Raw genomic sequence first — 15,879 nt, 5'->3', positions numbered from 1 at the left:
CGGTTTCCATTGTAGAAAATCCGCCGCGCTTTGCCATGGCGCGGCGCGCGCCTTTCGACGAAGACGCCCGCGTCAGCGCTCCGGCGTCATGCGCTGATACGCGTCGAGCAGCGACGTTTTGTAGACCACGCCGGCAAGCGCCGGATGCTGCGCGCTTTCGATCACGGGCAGGCGCTCGCCCTGGAACGACATGAAATGCTGCAGCGCCACCGCGAGCGGCATGTCGGGCGTGAGCACGTCGAATGAGGGCTTGAGATAGTCGCACGCGTGCTTGTGCGTGGTGTCGCGCTTTTGCAGCAGGTCGCCCGTGATGTCGGCGAGCGCGACCGCGCCCAGAAAGCGCCCGTTTTCGTCGGTCACATAGAGATACTTCACCGGATATTCGAGGAACACGCGCGTCATCTCCTGCACGCTGGCGTCGGCGCGCACCACAGTGTCGGCGGGGCGGATCAGCTCGCGCATCTGCGTCGCGCGCAGGCGCAGCCGTTCGGCTTCCTCGCGGTTGCGGTGCAGCGTGATCTCGTACATCGACTTCGTGCCCGTCGCGCGCGCGACGAAATACGCCACGACACACGAGAGCATCAGCGGCAGCACCACCTGATAGCTGAGCGTCATTTCGAAGATCATCAGGATCGCCATGAGCGGCGCCTGCGTCGCGCCCGCAAGGAACGCGCCCATGCCGACCATCGCATAAGCGAACGGCGCAGAGGTGCCGTGCGGCCACAGCGCGTGCATGCCCAGGCCGAACAGGCAGCCGATCACGGCGCCCATGAAGAGCGTCGGCGTGAAGACGCCGCCCACGGCGCCCGAACCCACCGTCGCGGCGGTCGCCACGAGCTTGAACACGAGCACCGTGGCGAGCGCGGTCCACGTCCACGGCGAATGCAGGAGCGAGTTCACGACGCTGTAGCCGTTGCCCCAGACCTCGGGCGTCCAGATCGAGAGCACGCCGCAGACGAAGCCCCCCAGCGCGAGCTTCGCGGGCAGTGGCAGCTTCAGGCGCCCGAAGCCGGCCTTCGCCACGTCGAGCAGTGAGAGAAAGCGCGGCGCGAGTACGCCGCACAACAGGCCGAGCGCCACAAAGAGCAGCACCTCGACGCCCGTGACGGGCGGAAACACCGGCATCTCGTAAGGCGGCTTGTAGCCCGCGAATTCGCGCATCGTGATGTTGGCGACCACCGAGGAAACGACGATGGGCCCGAAGCTCTCCATCACGATCGCGCCGAGCACGATCTCGGTCACGAAGAAGGCGCCCGCGATCGGCGCGTTGTAGGCCGAGGTGATACCGGCCGCCGCGCCGCAGGCCACGAGCAGGCGCAGGCGCTGTTGATCGAAGTGCACCCAGCGGCCGATCAGCGAGGCGGCGAGCGCGGCGAGCTGCACCATCGAGCCTTCGCGGCCGATCGAGCCGCCGCTCGCAATGGTGAAGAGCGAGGAGACGCTGCGCCAGATGCTCTTGCCGACGGGCATCACGCCGTCGCCGATCGCTACGGCTTCCACGTAGTCGGTGTGCATCGGCTTGCCGCCGTTGCCGGGCGAGCTGCGTTTAGCGATCAGCAAGCAGCAGCCCGCGACGAAGCCGCCCGCGGCCGGCAGCCAGATGCGCGTGTGCCAGGGCAGGCGGCGCGCCATCGCCACGAAGCTGCCCTCGCTGCCCGTGAAGAGGATCTGCAGATGCGCGATGCCCTCGCGGAACAGCACGGTCGCGAACGCGCCGGCTATCCCCACGATGACCGACCAGATCAGCATCGTGTGGGCGTCGGAGAGGCGAAAGAGATCGCGGGCGCGGGTGCGCAGTTTCAGCAGGAATGACAGCACGGCGAGTGGGCGGTTTTTCTGGTTAGGGGATGCCGTGCGCTCAGCGCGCGGCGCGGTCGAGTTCCGGATAGTGGCGGAAGATGCCGGTCTCGTTGAACGGCAGCCGCCGCTCCGAGACGAGATATGCCGCGATGTTCGCTCGCGCGGCCACGGCGTCGTGCAGCGCGATCACATGCGGGTAGTGCTCCGCCAGATGCTTCGTCGCTTTCGGGAACGCATAGCGCAGCCCCTCGACGATCTGAAACATCGACAGGTCCACATAGGTGAGCGTCTTGCCGACCATGTGCTGCGGCCCATCGGGATTCTGCGTGAGCACGCGCTCGAAGTAGCCCATGAATTTCGGCAGGCGATGCGCGATGAAGTCCTTCGCGCGCGCCTTCGCTTCTTCCTTCTGGTCCTCGTAATAGAGGCCGCTCGCGATCGGGTGATGCGTGTCGTGCACCTCGGTCACGAAGTCGGCGATCGTCAGTTGCAAGCCGTTCGCGACGATGCGCAGCGCCTCGTCGTGCGGTGCGAGCTTCAGCTTCGGGCCGAGATAGAACAGGATGTTCGCGACATGCGGCACGATCAGGTCGCCGTCCTTCAGGAACGGCGGCGCAAAGGGCGGATACGGGCCGTCGCTGTCGAGCCTCGCCATCATCGCGCTCATGCCCAGGCCTTCCTCTTTCGCACCGCGCGCGACGTCCACATAGGGCGCGCGCGCTTCCTCCAGCGCGAGCCGCACGAATTCGCCGCGGCCCTGCAGGCCGTCCCAGTAATACAGCTCGTATGCCATCGGTCGTCCCTCCGTCGACCCGGAGTTGGCGCGTGAACGCCGCACTCCGGTCGCGTGCAAAGCTCTCGAGATTGCCACGACAGCCGCCCGCTAGACGAACGGCATGGGACGACAGTATCGCGCGCAATTGCACGTAGCGGCGTAGCGGTTGTGCTCTTGTCGCGTCGTGTATTGGCCTGGCGCCATTGCCAGTGCGCAAAACGCAAAAAGCCCCGCCGAGGGCGGGGCAAGCGACCGGCAGGGCCGGTACGCGGTCTCTCAAGGGGGGCGAAGCCGTGCGGCGCCGGGTCATCCGAAGAGCCGCTGCACGGCCCAGGTGATTGCGAGGCCGCCGCCGACCAGCCAGACGTAGACGATGAAACCCGTGGTGAGGGCGCGCGGGCCGGCCTGGCGGATCTGCGAGACGCGCGTCTCGATGCCGAGCGCCGTCATTGCCATGGTGAGCGCGAAGGTGTCGAGCATGTTCAGCGTCTGGGTAGCCGAATCCGGCAGCACGTGCAGCGAGTTCACCACGACGAGCGCGAGAAAGCCGAGCGCGAACCAGGGCACCGCGAGCTTGCGTGCGCCCTGCTGGCCCTGGGCCGCGTCGCGCGCCAAGCGATTGAGCCAGACGCCGAGCGCAAGCAGCACCGGCACGAGCAGCATCACGCGGGTCATCTTCACGATGGTGGCGATGTGCGTGGCCTCCGGGCTCACGTTGCTCGCGGCGCCCACGACCTGCGCGACCTCGTGGATCGTGCCGCCGAAGAAGAGCCCGGCGCCCACGGTATCGAGATGCAGCCAGCCGGCGCGATAGAGCAGCGGGTAGAGGAACATCGAGAGCGTGCCGAACAGCACCACGCTGCCCACCGCCATGGCGCTCTTGTGCGGCTTCGATTGCAGCGTGGATTCGAAGGCGAGTACGGCGGCGGCGCCGCAGATCGCGCTGCCGGCCGCGGTGAGGATGGCAGTGTCGCGGTCGAGCTTCATGAGCTTCATGCCGGCCCAGGTGCCGATCGCGAGCGTGCTCACGACGATCACCACCGATTCGACGAGACCCGGCAGGCCCACCTGGGCGATCTCCTGGAGACTCACGCGCAGCCCGAAGAACGCCACGGCGATGCGCAGCAGCTTACGCGCCGAGAAGTTGATGCCGGCGGCCCAGCTTTCGGGCATGCCGTCGCGCAGCGCATTGCCGTAGAACGCCCCCGCGACGATACCGACGATCAACGGGCTCAGGCCGAGACCGGCGATGGCGGGCAGCGCGGCGATACGCGTGACGGCGGCGGCGAACAGCGCGACGAACAGCACGCCATTGAGCTGGCCGCGCGTGGCGGATGCGGCGGACGACGAGTCAAGAGAAGTCGACGGTGTGGACATAGCCTTATGGAACAAATTTGTCTGACTGACGAATGTTCCAATCCTAAATTAGATATAAGAATATGAAAAATCGTCATTTACGACGTAAAATATAGGTCAACACGATAGTTGGACGCGATGACCCCGGAGCAACTGATAACTTTCGCCGCCGTAGCCGAGCACCTGAACATCAGCCGGGCGGCGCTCGCGCTGCATTTGTCGCAGCCCGCGGTGTCGGGGCAGTTGCGGCTGCTGCAGGAGGAGTTCGGCGAGCCGCTCTATCTGCGCGACGGGCGCGGCGTGCGTCTCACGCCCACCGGCGAGCAGCTCGCGGCCTACGCGGCGCGGCTGCGCGACACCTGGCGCGACGCGCTGACGTTTCGCGACGCGCTGCGCGGGCTCGAGCGCGGGACGCTGCGCATCGGTGCGAGCACGACGCCCGCGAGCTACCGGCTGCCGTACCTGGTGGCGGCGTTTCATCGGCGCTATCCGGACGTGAAGCTCGAAACGGCGAGCGGCAACACGACCGACGTGGTCGCCATGCTCGGCGATCTCGATATCGCGCTGGTCGAAGGGCCGGTGGGCGAGCAGTTGCCCGCCGATTGCGCCGTGCACCCGTGGCACGAGGACGAGATCGTGGCCATCGCGCCGCGCGGCCACGCGCTTGCCGCCCGGGCGGCGGATGAAAGCGAGGGCGCAGGCGCCGCGCGCGAACACGCCGCTGCGGCGCCGCTGCGGCGCGAGCTGAGCGCATTCGCGGATCTGCCGCTCGTGCTGCGCGAGGACGGCTCGGGTGTGCGTCAGGTGGTTGAGCGCGCGTTCGCGCGCGCGGGCGTGCCGATGCGTGTCGCGCTGGAAATCGCCGGCGTGGAGGGCGTCAAGGAGGCGGTGCGGGCCGGCATGGGCATCGGCTTCGTCTCGGCCATGTCGATGCGTCACGAGGACAACGCGCTCCAGCTCATCCGCATTCGCCCGGAGCCGCTGGCGCGGCGTTTTTCGATCATCGTGCCGCACGCGGGCGCGGCTTCGCGCGTCGCCCAGCGCTTCCTCGAGCTGTGCCTGCTCGACGCGCCGGAAGAAGGGCCGAACGGGGGACTCAATGGCGGCGCGGGCGGCACGAGGTTCCCGCCTTGATCCCAACGCGGATTAGGGGATTTCCATAATGGCGCCATGCGGCGCCTCAGCGCACTATCCGCCCATCAACCGGGCGCGCAGGCGCTTTTTTTAGGCCCCGGTTTGGAACCGGTTCCAAACGCAACGTTCCACCGATTCGACGGCGCAGGAACCGGACCGCGAAAAACCTGCATGGGACCGGAGTCTCGGCTTTGCATGGGACCAGAGTAAGCGCTCTGCATGGGGGTGGAGTAAGTGCTAAAGCACTAACTCCACCCGACAGCTAAAGCGCTAACTCTGGTCGACAGCTGAAGCCCTGACTCTGATCGACAGGCAACAGGACAGAAGACGATGGCGGAAGTAGCAATAGTGGCAAGCGCATTCGGCGCCGCAGCGATTCGGCGTGACGGGCATGCGGCGTGGTTCGGCGCGACGAAGGCGGCGGGCGCTTGTGCGTTCGAGGTGCGGCGAGAGCTGATGGACGACGCCGATACGCAGCCCGAGGCGCTGCGCGCGCTCGGCACCGTGCTGGCACGTGAAGGCCTGTGGCCCGTGTGGTCGACGCCCGACTCGCTGTACGGCGAAGACGGCGCGCTCGACGCGGCGGCGCTGCGCGCCGCCATCGCCTGCGGCCGCGCGCTCGGCGCGCGCTTCGTCAAGCTGCAGCTGGGCGGTTTCGCCGGCGACGCTCAGGTCGCGCGCCTCGCGGCGGTGCTCGAAGAAGAGGCGGTGGCGGACGCGCAAGCCCATGAGACGCTGCGCGTGGTCGTCGAAAACGGCCAGCTCGAGCAGGGCGGCAAGCTCGCGCAGTTCATCGGCCTGTTTCGCGCGCTGCGTGCCGCTGGGCAGGACAAGCTGATCGGCATGACCTTCGATATCGGCAACTGGCACTGGACCGGCGAAGCGCCGCTGATGGCCGCCGCCGCGCTTGCGCCGTACGTCGAGTACATCCACTGCAAGGCCGTGGACGGCGTGGGAGCGCGCCGCTTTGCCTGCGCGCCGGCCGCCAACGATGCGCTGTGCCGCGCCGCGCTCGCGCGCCTGCCGGCGGGCGTGCCGCGCGGCATCGAATTTCCGTTCGACGAGGCGTGCGTGACCGAGGACGCCGCGCGCTACGTGGCGTGGCTCGGCACTGCTTGACGAGCTCGAGGCACGTGAGGGCCGCGCTCGCCGTGACAGGGCGCTAACGGCTCGAGCGCACATTGGGCCGGTCTCGCGTAGACGCCGGCGCTCGCGGCACCCGAATACGATTTTTCAGGAATGCATTCCATGACGCACTCACTCGATGTCATCACCTACGGCGAAGCCATGGCGATGTTCGTGGCCATCGACACCGGCCCGCTCTCCGAGGTCGCGCACTTCACGAAGCGCGCCGCCGGCGCCGAGCTCAACGTGGCGACCGGCCTCGCGCGCCTTGGCTTCAAGGTGGGCTGGATGAGCCGCGTGGGCGCCGACTCGTTCGGCCAGTTCGTGCGCGGCGTGCTCGCGCACGAAGGCATCGACGCGCACTGCGTGCAAACCGATGCGCGCTATCCCACGGGCTTTCAGCTCAAGTCGAAGAACGACGACGGCAGCGACCCCACCGTCGAATACTTCCGGCGCGGCTCGGCGGCGAGCCACCTTTCGGTCGACGACTTCAAGCGCGACTACGTGCTGGGCGCCCGCCACCTGCACCTGAGCGGCGTGGCGCCCGCGATCTCGGCAAGCTCGCGCGAGCTCGCTTTCATGCTCGCCCGCGCGATGCGCGAGGCCGGGCGCACCGTCACTTTCGATCCGAATCTGCGCCCGACGCTGTGGGGCTCCGAAGCCGAGATGGTGCACACGCTCAACGAGCTCGCGCGTTTTGCCGACTGGGTCCTGCCCGGCGTGAACGAAGGCCGCATTCTCACGGGTTCCGATGACCCCGCAACGATCACGCGCTTCTATCTCGAACGCGGCGCGCGCGGCGTGATCGTCAAGCTCGGCGCCCAGGGCGCGTACTTCGCGACGCAAGCAGGCGAGTGCGGCCATGTGAAGGCGCAGCCGGTGGAGAACGTCGTCGATACGGTCGGCGCCGGCGACGGCTTCGCAGTGGGCGTGGTGAGCGCGCTGCTCGAAGGGCGCACGCTGCACGACGCCGTGGCGCGCGGCAACCGCATCGGCGCGCTCGCCGTGCAGGTGATCGGCGATTCGGAAGGGCTGCCCACGCGCGCACAGCTCGATTCGCTCGAGGCCCAGGGCGCCGCGAAGGACGCCAGCCCCGCACGCGCCACCGCTTAAGCGGAGTACGAGGGGCCGCTCGCTCCGCGATTTCAGCAGCCTTGCCCGAACCAGGGCAGGGCGCCACGAGAACTGCTTTGCATCGGATCGCAGCAAGCGCCAGAACGCTCACTGCAATCGACACTGGAGACACCGATGACCTCAACCTCGCTCGCACCGCGCCGCTGGTGGGCAATCATGCCGATCGTGTTCATCACGTACAGCCTGGCCTATCTCGATCGCGCCAATTACGGCTTCGCTTCGGCGGCCGGCATCAATCGCGATCTGGGCATCAGCCCCGGGCTTTCGTCGCTGATTGGCGCGCTGTTCTTCCTCGGTTACTTCTTCTTCCAGCTGCCGGGCGCGGTCTATGCCGAACGCCGCAGCGTGCGCAAGCTCGTGTTCGTGAGCCTCGTACTGTGGGGCGGATGCGCCGCGCTCACGGGCGTCGTCACGAACATTCCCTCGCTGATGGCGATCCGCTTCGTGCTCGGCGTAGTCGAGGCGGCGGTGATGCCCGCGATGCTCATCTACATCAGCAACTGGTTCACCAAAAACGAGCGCTCGCGCGCCAATACCTTCCTGATCCTCGGCAATCCGGTCACGGTGCTGTGGATGTCGGTGGTCTCGGGCTATCTCGTGCACTCGTTCGGCTGGCGCCACATGTTCGTCGCCGAGGGCGTGCCCGCCGTGGTGTGGGCCGTGTGCTGGTGGCTGCTGGTGCGCGACAAGCCGGCCCAGGTGAGCTGGCTCTCGAACGACGAGAAGCGCGCGCTCGACGCCGCGATGCGCGCCGAGCAGGCCGCCATCAAGCCGGTGAAGAACTACGCCGAAGCGTTCCGCACGCCCGCCGTGATGCTGCTCTCGGCGCAGTACTTCTGCTGGAGCATCGGCGTGTACGGCTTCGTGCTGTGGCTGCCGTCGATCGTGAAGAACGGCTCGGCGCTCGGCATGGTCGAAACGGGCTGGCTCTCGGCGCTGCCGTATCTCGCTGCTACCATTGCGATGCTCGCGGCCTCGTGGGCCTCGGACAAGCTCAACAACCGCCGCGCGTTCGTGTGGCCGTTCCTGCTGATTGGCGCGCTCGCGTTTGCCGGATCGTATGCGCTCGGCTCGACGCACTTCTGGAGCTCGTACGTGCTGCTGGTCGTGGCGGGCGCCGCGATGTACGCGCCATACGGCCCGTTCTTCGCGATCGTGCCGGAGCTGCTGCCGAAGAACGTGGCCGGCGGGGCGATGGCGCTCATCAACAGCATGGGCGCGCTCGGCTCGTTCGTCGGCTCCTGGGTGGTCGGCTACCTGAACGGCGCGACCGGCTCGCCCTCGGCATCCTACGCGTTCATGAGCGTGGCCCTGGTGGCCTCGGTGGTCCTCACGCTCGCGGTGAAGCCGCGCCGCGACGACGCCCACGCCTACGCGACTCCGGTCCATGGCAAGTGACGCGCGCGAAGCCATGCGCGGGAGATGACGCGCGGGGAACGCATCACGCGAGATTCACGGAACGTAACTGACTGAAACAGACGGACATAGCGCACTCATGAAGCAGAAAATCGTTGCCTACAAGACCTTGCCCGCGGACGTGACCGAGTACCTGCGCGAGCATCTCGATGTGACGTTCGTCGACGCAAGCAACACCGAAGCGTTCGCCGCCGCGCTCAAGGATGCCGACGGCGCGATCGGCGCAAGCGTCAAGGTCACGCCGGCGATGCTCGAAGGCTCGCGCATCAAGGCGCTCTCGACCATCTCGGTGGGTTACGACCAGTTCGACGTGCCCGATCTCACGCAGCGCGGCATCGTGCTCGCGCACACGCCCGACGTGCTGACCGAGTCCACCGCCGACACGGTCTTTTCACTGATCCTCGCGAGCGCGCGCCGCGTGGTCGAGCTGGCCGACTGGGTCAAGGCGGGCCACTGGAAGGCGAGCATCGGTCCCGCGCAATTCGGCGTGGATGTGCAGGGCAAGACGCTCGGCATCGTCGGGCTCGGGCGCATCGGCGGCGCGGTTGCGCGGCGCGCGGCGCTTGGCTTCAACATGAAGGTGCTCTACACGAACCGCAGCGCGAACGAGGTGGCCGAGCGCGAGTACGGCGCGCGCCGCGTCGAGCTCGACGAACTGCTCGCCGCCGCCGATTTCGTGTGTCTGCAGGTGCCGCTCACCGACGCCACGCGTCACCTGATCGGCGCCCGCGAGCTGCAAAAGATGAAGAAGAGCGCGATCCTCATCAACGCCTCGCGCGGCGCGATCGTCGACGAAGCGGCGCTGATCGCCGCGCTCGAAGCGGGCACGATCCACGGCGCGGGCCTCGACGTGTTCGAGAAGGAGCCGGTCGATCCAGCCTCGCCGCTGTTGCGCATGCCGAACGTCGTCGCGCTGCCGCACATCGGCTCGGCCACGCATGAGACGCGTCACGCCATGGCGCGCTGTGCCGCAGAGAACCTCGTGGCGGCGCTTTCCGGCACGCTCGAAAACAACATCGTCAATCGCGAGGTGCTCGCGCGATGAGCACGGGCGGCGCCTCCAGGACCCTGCAAGCGGGCGGCAAAGGCGGGGAAGGCGGCAAAGGCGAGGCCGTCGCCATGGGCGCGCCGCCGCGCCGCGCGACCATCAGCGACGTCGCCCGCGAGGCGGGCACCGGCAAGACCAGCATCTCGCGCTATCTGAACGGCGAGCTTTCGGTCCTCTCGCCGGACCTGCGCTCGCGCATCGAGGCAGCAATCGAGCGGCTCGACTATCGGCCCAACCAGATGGCGCGCGGCCTCAAGCGCGGGCGCAACCGGCTGCTCGGGCTGTTGCTCGCCGATCTCGCGAATCCCTATTCCGTCGAAGTGCTGCAAGGCGTGGAGGCCGCGTGCCACGCGCTCGGCTATATGCCGCTGATTTGCCACGCAGCGAACGAAATCGACATGGAGCGGCGCTATCTGCAACTGCTCACCACGTATCGCGTGGAAGGCGTGATCGTGAATGCGCTCGGCGTGCCCGAGTCGATGCTCAAGCCGATGGGCAGCGGCGGCATTCCCGCCGTGCTGGTCGACCGCACCGTGGACGGCCTCGACGCCGACATGGTCGGGCTCGACAACGCGGCCGCCGTGCGCCTCGCCGTGCAGCATCTGCTGGAACGCGGCTACGACGACCTCGTGTTCGTCGTGCAGCCCTTCGAGCACGTGAGCTCGCGGCGCGAGCGCGAAGCGGCGTTTCGCAGATCCATCGATGGGGCGGCGGGTGCGTCGGCGCAGCAGGCCACGAAGGGCGCGCAGGAAGTTCGCGCGGCCACGCACGTACTCGATCTGCATGACGATGCAAGTGTCGACGCGGCGCTCGCCGTGCTCGATGCGCATATCGCCGACGCCGCGCGCCGCGGCGCACGCTGCGCGCTCTTCGCCGCGAATGCGCCGGTCGCCTTGCGGCTCGCGCTGCATCTGAAGGCGAAATTCGGCGCGCAATGGCAGCAGCAGGCGGCGTTGATCGCCATCGACGATCCCGAGTGGGCCGAGCTCGCCGGCATCACCACCATCCGCCAGCCGACTCGCGAGATCGGCTACCGGGCGGTGGAGTTCCTGAACGAGCGCATCGAGGGCGCGGCGCTGGCCGCGCGCGCAGCGGCATTTCCGGGCGAGCTGGTCGTGCGGGCCTCGACGCTCGGCTAGCGCCGCCTCGGGTGTTCTTTCGAGCTCAGGCGGCTTGCATGCGACCGGCGCGGGCCGGCGCCGCGACCGTACGCCCGCATGGTCCGCGCCCGTCCCGCCCGCATGGGCCGGGTAGCGCCGCGCCGCCGGGGCTGCGCGAGCGCCCCGATATCTGCGATGATTCGGGCTGCGGCGCGCGCCTCGCGCGTCGGACGTTTCAAGGAACCCCATGCACGTCGATCCGGTCACGCTGGTCTGCCTTTCGCTCGCGACGCTCTTCGTTGCCGTCTTGCCCGTCTCGCTCTATCGCCGGCTGCGCGCGCCGTTCGCATTCGACTGGCGCGCCACCGTCACGGGCGTGGCCATCTTCGCCCTGTTCGCGACGGTGATCGAGCGTGCGCTCAACGGCTACGTCCTGCACGAGAATCCGGTCACGGCGCAACTACTCGCCAATCCGCTCACCTTCGTGCTGTATGGTGCGCTCGCGGCGGGCGTGTGCGAAGAAGTGGGGCGGTACATCGCGATGCGCATGCTCGCGCGGCGCGCGGGGCGGCTGGCAGGTCGGCCCAATGCGCCGGTCGACAGCACGGGGCTCGCGTACGGCATCGGCCATGGCGGCGCGGAGGCGTGGCTCGTCGGCGTGCTCGTGCAGTTGCAGTGGATCGCCTTCGCGGTGCTCGCGAACCGTGGTGAGCTCGACGAGCATCTGAGCAATCTCACGATGGATGCCGTGCTGCGCGTGCATCTGATGCTCGCCACGTTCTCGCCGCTGGTGGCGGGCGTGTTCGCGCTCGAACGCACGGCCGCGTTCGTGTTCCAGATCGGTCTTTCGGTGCTGATGTGGCGCGGAGTGCGGGCCGGGCGCAAGTCGATCCTGCCGATCGCGATCGCGCTGCACGCGGTGATCGACGTGCCCGCCGCCATGTTCCAGGCGCGTCTTGTGCCGCTTTTCGTCGTGGATGCGCTCTACGCGGTCGTGGCGCTCGCGGTGGCCGTCGTGCTTTTCAGAATGTGTGCGCCGGGCAACCGCGTGGCGCGCACGGCCTGACGCGCCGCGCCACGCGCGCGATAACGCCTCTCCCTAATCGTTGTTACGTTGCGCCTGCAACGTTTTCTCAATTCCTCATGGACAGCAATGGAAGATTATCTGTTTGAATGCGCGAGCCGCGATATCGACGAGCTTGCGCGCGTAATCGCCGATCTGTTCCCTGAGCAGACGCGCTTTAGCGAGCAGCCCGCCGAAAACGGCGCGCCGCTGCTCATCGTGCATTGGGTGGCGATGCGCATGGGCGCCGCCGCGCGCCGCATGACGCTCACGGTCGCCATCGCGCCGGCAGCGCTGGCGCGCTATCGCGCGCTGCCGCCGCGCATGCGTGGACGCAGCTTCGCGGTGCTGCACGCCTATGTGGAGGCCACCATCGGCTCGCTCGAGGAACAGCACGCGAAGGGCGAGGAGACCCCGCGCAACGTCACGCTCGATCTCGACGAGGAGTTTGCCTGAAGCGCGCGACACGGCGCGCGCCGGCACGCGGCTCAATCGGCGAGCCGATACACCTTCGCAAAGCGCTCGGCCTTCACCACGCCATAATCGCCGGGCGCATATTGCATGACCCAGTCGCCGGCTGCGCCGGTGAGGCGGTCGCCGCCTGCCGAGCGCACGATCGAAAACGGCTCGTCGATGCGCTTGGCCAGCACCACCGTCGGCAGGTTGCGATAGGCGCCGGGCGCGCCGTGTGCGAGCGCGGCGTCGGCCGGCCGATACTTCGGGTCGAAGCGCTCGCGCGAGACGACCCAGCGCTCGCCCGTCGCACCGGTGATGATCGCGTCGCCTGGCGCATAGCGGTTCGGGCCTTCGAGGCTCATCAGCTCGCCGGGTGCCGCGGCGAATTCGACAGTGACGGTTTCGTCCTTGACCACGCGTTGCGCGGCGGGATCGGCGGCGAGGTCGAGTTGGGTCAGTTCGATCATGGTGGCGGCAGCGGACCTGTTCCGTTGGGAGGTCGCCGATGAAGTGCGGGCCGTGCCCGATTCACGCGGCGTCGATACGGGGAATAGCCAGAAATATAGGCCAGATAAAGCACGACGGCCGGGCATGCTTGCCCGGCCGTCGAGAGGTCCGCGAGCGTACCACGAATCGGCTTCAACGGGCCCGGGAATAGACCGCGCCGGATCCTGTGCGCTCGCCAAAGTGGCCTCGCGTGCGCGAGCCGCAGCGGATCCCAAAACGGCGCAGCGCGCGAGCGGGCCGATTGCTCGACCCGCTCGCGCGCTGCAAAAGCGCTGTGTGTGCGCTATGTACGCGCTGCCTGTCTGCGCCGGCTTACTGGGCAGCCGGCGTGCTCGCAGCGTCAGCACCGCTTGCCGCTGCGGCGGCCGGCGCCTTCGCATGGGGCTTGCCCTTGTGCTTCGGATGGGCTGCGGCCTTGCCGCCTTCGGACTGGCCGTGGCGGAAGGTGGCGTCGGCAAGCTTCTTCTGTTCCGGCGAGAAGCTGGTGTAGAGCGGCTCGAACGCCGTGACGAGCTTCTGCATGTCGTCGGCGTGCGTCTGGGCGATTTGTGCGTACTGCTTCATGTCGTCGAGCGCGTTACGCTGCGCTTCGCCTTCCATGCGCTGCTTGTACAGACCTGCCATGGTCTCGCCGTTGCTGCGCATGACGTCGGCAAACGCCTTCCATTGCGGCTCCTGGTCGGACGTGATCTTCAGCGCCGAGTGCAGGTAGGTGATGCGCTCTTCCACGCGCTGCTGATGCTGCGCGGCGCGCGCTTCGACCTTCGATGCCGCTGCGGCAGCCGCAGGCGCGGCCGTCGCCGACGATGCGGCGGTCTGTGCGAAAGCGCCGCTCATCGAGAGCGTCGCGGCAAGGATGACGAAAGCTTTCTTCATTGTTGCTCCTTGAATCTTCAATTCGTAGAGGTTACGTAGCGAGTAGGCGCGGAACCCATCGGTTGCAGGCGCTATGTGTACCACGATATCGCCTCAATGCGGCCGCTGCGCGACATCTGCTTACAAACGAAACTCACGGAAATAAGCTGCAAGAAGCAGCGTGCACCGCGCGTGCGTATTTGCTTGCGGGTTCGTCCGGAACCCGCCGCGCGCGATAATGGCGCGATATTCAGCCATTGCCTCCAACCATTCGACATTCCGGGAGCCCGCCCCACGATGAGACCGCCGCGCCTCGACCAACTCGACGACCTCGACCGCAGCCTCGTAGCGCTGCTGCAGGAGAACGCCCGCGAAAGCGTGGCGAATCTCGCGCGCCAGCTCGGCGTTGCGCGTACCACGGTGCTCGCGCGCATCGCGCGGCTCGAGCGCTCCCAGGTCATCGCGGGCTACGGCGTGCGCCTCGGCCAGGACGTGCTCGACGCGAGCCTGCAGGCCTGGGTCGGACTCATCATTGCGCCGCGCAATGGCCCCGAAGTGCAACGGCGCCTGTCCAAGATGCCCGAAGTGCAGCTGCTCTGCGCAGTGAGCGGCGAGTACGACTATGTGGCCTGGCTGCGCGCGGATTCGCCCGATCGCCTGAACGACCTGCTCGACCAGATTGGCGGCATGCAGGGCGTCGAGCGCACGACCACGTCGATCGTGCTCGCACGCAAGATCGACCGCGGCACGGTGATGGGTTGAAGGGCAGGACGGACCGGCTTTCGCGCCGTCGTTGACACCATTTTTACGCCTTTTCGTCGTTATGACGAAAATCATCGTCGAAATGACGAAACTCTCCGACAAAGCGCATCATTTTGCGTCTAGGATCTGATTTCGCACCTCCTTAGACTGTGTGCACCGGGCAACAGCATGGCCCAGAACCACAGAAAACCCCTAAGGAGATACCGAATGAAAGTCGCGATTGCAGGCGCCGGCCTGATTGGCCACACCATTGCACACATGCTGCGCGAAACCGGGGACTATGAGGTCACGGCGCTCGACCGCGACACCCACGCGCTCGAAAAGCTCGCCGCGCAAGGCATTCCCACCATGCGTGTCGATTCCGGCGACGCGGCCGCACTGCGCGGCGCGCTCGAAGGCTTCGACGTGCTCATCAACGCGCTGCCTTACTACCTCGCGGTGAACGTCGCGTCGGCGGCGAAGGGCGCGGGTGTTCATTACTTCGACCTGACCGAGGACGTGCGCGCGACGCACGCGATCCGTGCGCTCGCCGAGGGCGCCGATCACGCGTTCATGCCGCAATGCGGGCTGGCGCCGGGCTTCATCGGCCTCGCTGCCCATGCGCTCGCGAGCCGCTTCACCGAGATCCGCGAAGTCAAAATGCGGGTGGGCGCGCTGCCGCAATTCCCCACGAACGCGCTCAAGTACAACCTCACCTGGAGCGTGGACGGCCTCATCAACGAGTACTGCCAGCCGTGCGAGGCGATCCACGAAGGCCGCACGCAGATGGTGCAGCCGCTCGAAGGCCACGAGCACTTCTCGCTCGACGGCGTGGAGTACGAGGCGTTCAACACCTCGGGCGGTCTCGGCACGCTGTGCGAGACGCTCTCCGGGCGCGTCGAATCGCTCGACTACAAGTCGGTGCGCTATCCGGGCCACCGCTCGCTCATGCAGTTCCTGCTCGAAGACCTGCGCCTCTCGGGCGACCGCGACACGCTCAAGTCGATCATGCGCCGCGCGATTCCGTCCACGGAGCAGGACGTCGTGCTGATCTTCATTACCGTGACGGGCACGCGCAATGGTCAACTCGTGCAGGAAGTCTTCACGCGCAAGATCTTCGCGAAGACGGTCTGCGGCGTGCCGATGAGCGCGATCGAGATCACCACGGCAGGCGCCATGTGCGCGGTGCTCGATCTGTTCCGCGAGAAGAAGCTGCCGCAAAAGGGCTTTGTGCGTCAGGAGCAGGTGTCGCTCGAGCAGTTCCTCTCGAACCGCTTCGGTCAGGTGTACGAAGGCGCGACGCTCGAGGCGCTGGCGACGGCACACGTCGCTTAAAGCACGAGACGCACGCGGCGCACGCGGTGCAAAC

At 67.3% G+C, this 15,879-nt stretch carries 15 protein-coding genes; 10 read left to right on the top strand and 5 right to left on the bottom strand.

Annotated features, from left to right (window positions below; all coding sequences use genetic code 11):
* Positions 1–72: 72 nt before the first annotated feature.
* The 3 genes from EYW47_RS07230 to EYW47_RS07220 form a co-directional block, all read right to left on the bottom strand.
* Positions 73–1,818: a ClcB-like voltage-gated chloride channel protein gene (locus tag EYW47_RS07230; RefSeq protein WP_133194146.1), complete on the bottom strand. Its 1,746-nt coding sequence runs from the start codon at positions 1,816–1,818 to the stop codon at positions 73–75.
* 40 nt (positions 1,819–1,858) lie between these two features.
* Complete coding sequence (locus EYW47_RS07225; protein ID WP_133194145.1) at positions 1,859–2,593, bottom strand: glutathione S-transferase; 735 nt, start codon at positions 2,591–2,593, stop codon at positions 1,859–1,861.
* 288 nt (positions 2,594–2,881) lie between these two features.
* Complete coding sequence (locus tag EYW47_RS07220; protein WP_133194144.1) at positions 2,882–3,952, bottom strand: YeiH family protein; 1,071 nt, start codon at positions 3,950–3,952, stop codon at positions 2,882–2,884.
* Between the two features lie 117 nt (positions 3,953–4,069).
* Between EYW47_RS07220 and EYW47_RS07215 the strand changes: the two genes are divergently transcribed.
* From EYW47_RS07215 to EYW47_RS07180, 8 genes are all read left to right on the top strand, one after another.
* Entirely contained in the window at positions 4,070–5,065 is a 996-nt protein-coding gene (locus tag EYW47_RS07215) for a LysR family transcriptional regulator (RefSeq protein ID WP_133194143.1), read from the top strand.
* Positions 5,066–5,395: 330 nt separating this feature from the next.
* Positions 5,396–6,184 carry a TIM barrel protein gene (locus EYW47_RS07210; protein ID WP_133194142.1) on the top strand — a complete coding sequence of 263 codons (789 nt, stop codon included), beginning with the start codon at positions 5,396–5,398 and terminating at the stop codon, positions 6,182–6,184.
* A 129-nt stretch (positions 6,185–6,313) separates the two neighbouring features.
* Entirely contained in the window at positions 6,314–7,303 is a 990-nt protein-coding gene (locus EYW47_RS07205; RefSeq protein ID WP_133194141.1) for a sugar kinase, read from the top strand.
* Positions 7,304–7,438: 135 nt separating this feature from the next.
* Entirely contained in the window at positions 7,439–8,722 is a 1,284-nt protein-coding gene (locus tag EYW47_RS07200) for an MFS transporter (RefSeq protein WP_133194140.1), read from the top strand.
* Between the two features lie 97 nt (positions 8,723–8,819).
* The gene (locus EYW47_RS07195) at positions 8,820–9,785 is read left to right on the top strand and encodes an NAD(P)-dependent oxidoreductase (protein WP_133194139.1); all 966 of its coding nucleotides are present in this window, start codon (positions 8,820–8,822) and stop codon (positions 9,783–9,785) included.
* Positions 9,786–9,859: 74 nt separating this feature from the next.
* Entirely contained in the window at positions 9,860–10,927 is a 1,068-nt protein-coding gene (locus EYW47_RS07190) for a substrate-binding domain-containing protein (protein ID WP_133194239.1), read from the top strand.
* A gap of 208 nt (positions 10,928–11,135) precedes the next feature.
* Positions 11,136–11,954: a YhfC family intramembrane metalloprotease gene (locus EYW47_RS07185; RefSeq protein ID WP_133194138.1), complete on the top strand. Its 819-nt coding sequence runs from the start codon at positions 11,136–11,138 to the stop codon at positions 11,952–11,954.
* Between the two features lie 87 nt (positions 11,955–12,041).
* The gene (locus EYW47_RS07180; protein ID WP_133194137.1) at positions 12,042–12,407 is read left to right on the top strand and encodes a DUF3022 domain-containing protein; all 366 of its coding nucleotides are present in this window, start codon (positions 12,042–12,044) and stop codon (positions 12,405–12,407) included.
* Positions 12,408–12,439: 32 nt separating this feature from the next.
* On the opposite strand, the gene EYW47_RS07175 is transcribed toward EYW47_RS07180, so the two are convergent.
* Positions 12,440–12,874 (bottom strand): PGDYG domain-containing protein, encoded by a 435-nt coding sequence (locus tag EYW47_RS07175; RefSeq protein ID WP_133194136.1) that lies wholly within the window; start codon positions 12,872–12,874, stop codon positions 12,440–12,442.
* 352 nt (positions 12,875–13,226) lie between these two features.
* A complete protein-coding gene (locus tag EYW47_RS07170) occupies positions 13,227–13,790 on the bottom strand; it encodes a Spy/CpxP family protein refolding chaperone (RefSeq protein WP_133194135.1) in 564 nt (187 codons plus the stop codon).
* A gap of 276 nt (positions 13,791–14,066) precedes the next feature.
* Between EYW47_RS07170 and EYW47_RS07165 the strand changes: the two genes are divergently transcribed.
* Both EYW47_RS07165 and EYW47_RS07160 read left to right on the top strand, forming a co-directional pair.
* Positions 14,067–14,531 carry an Lrp/AsnC family transcriptional regulator gene (locus EYW47_RS07165; protein WP_028216302.1) on the top strand — a complete coding sequence of 155 codons (465 nt, stop codon included), beginning with the start codon at positions 14,067–14,069 and terminating at the stop codon, positions 14,529–14,531.
* 207 nt (positions 14,532–14,738) lie between these two features.
* Positions 14,739–15,845 carry a saccharopine dehydrogenase family protein gene (locus EYW47_RS07160; RefSeq protein WP_133194134.1) on the top strand — a complete coding sequence of 369 codons (1,107 nt, stop codon included), beginning with the start codon at positions 14,739–14,741 and terminating at the stop codon, positions 15,843–15,845.
* The last annotated feature ends 34 nt before the right edge of the window (positions 15,846–15,879 follow it).

The organism is Paraburkholderia silviterrae (assembly GCF_004353915.1).
GTDB classification, from domain to species: domain Bacteria; phylum Pseudomonadota; class Gammaproteobacteria; order Burkholderiales; family Burkholderiaceae; genus Paraburkholderia; species Paraburkholderia silviterrae.
This window is presented reverse-complemented; position numbering and strand designations above follow the sequence as displayed.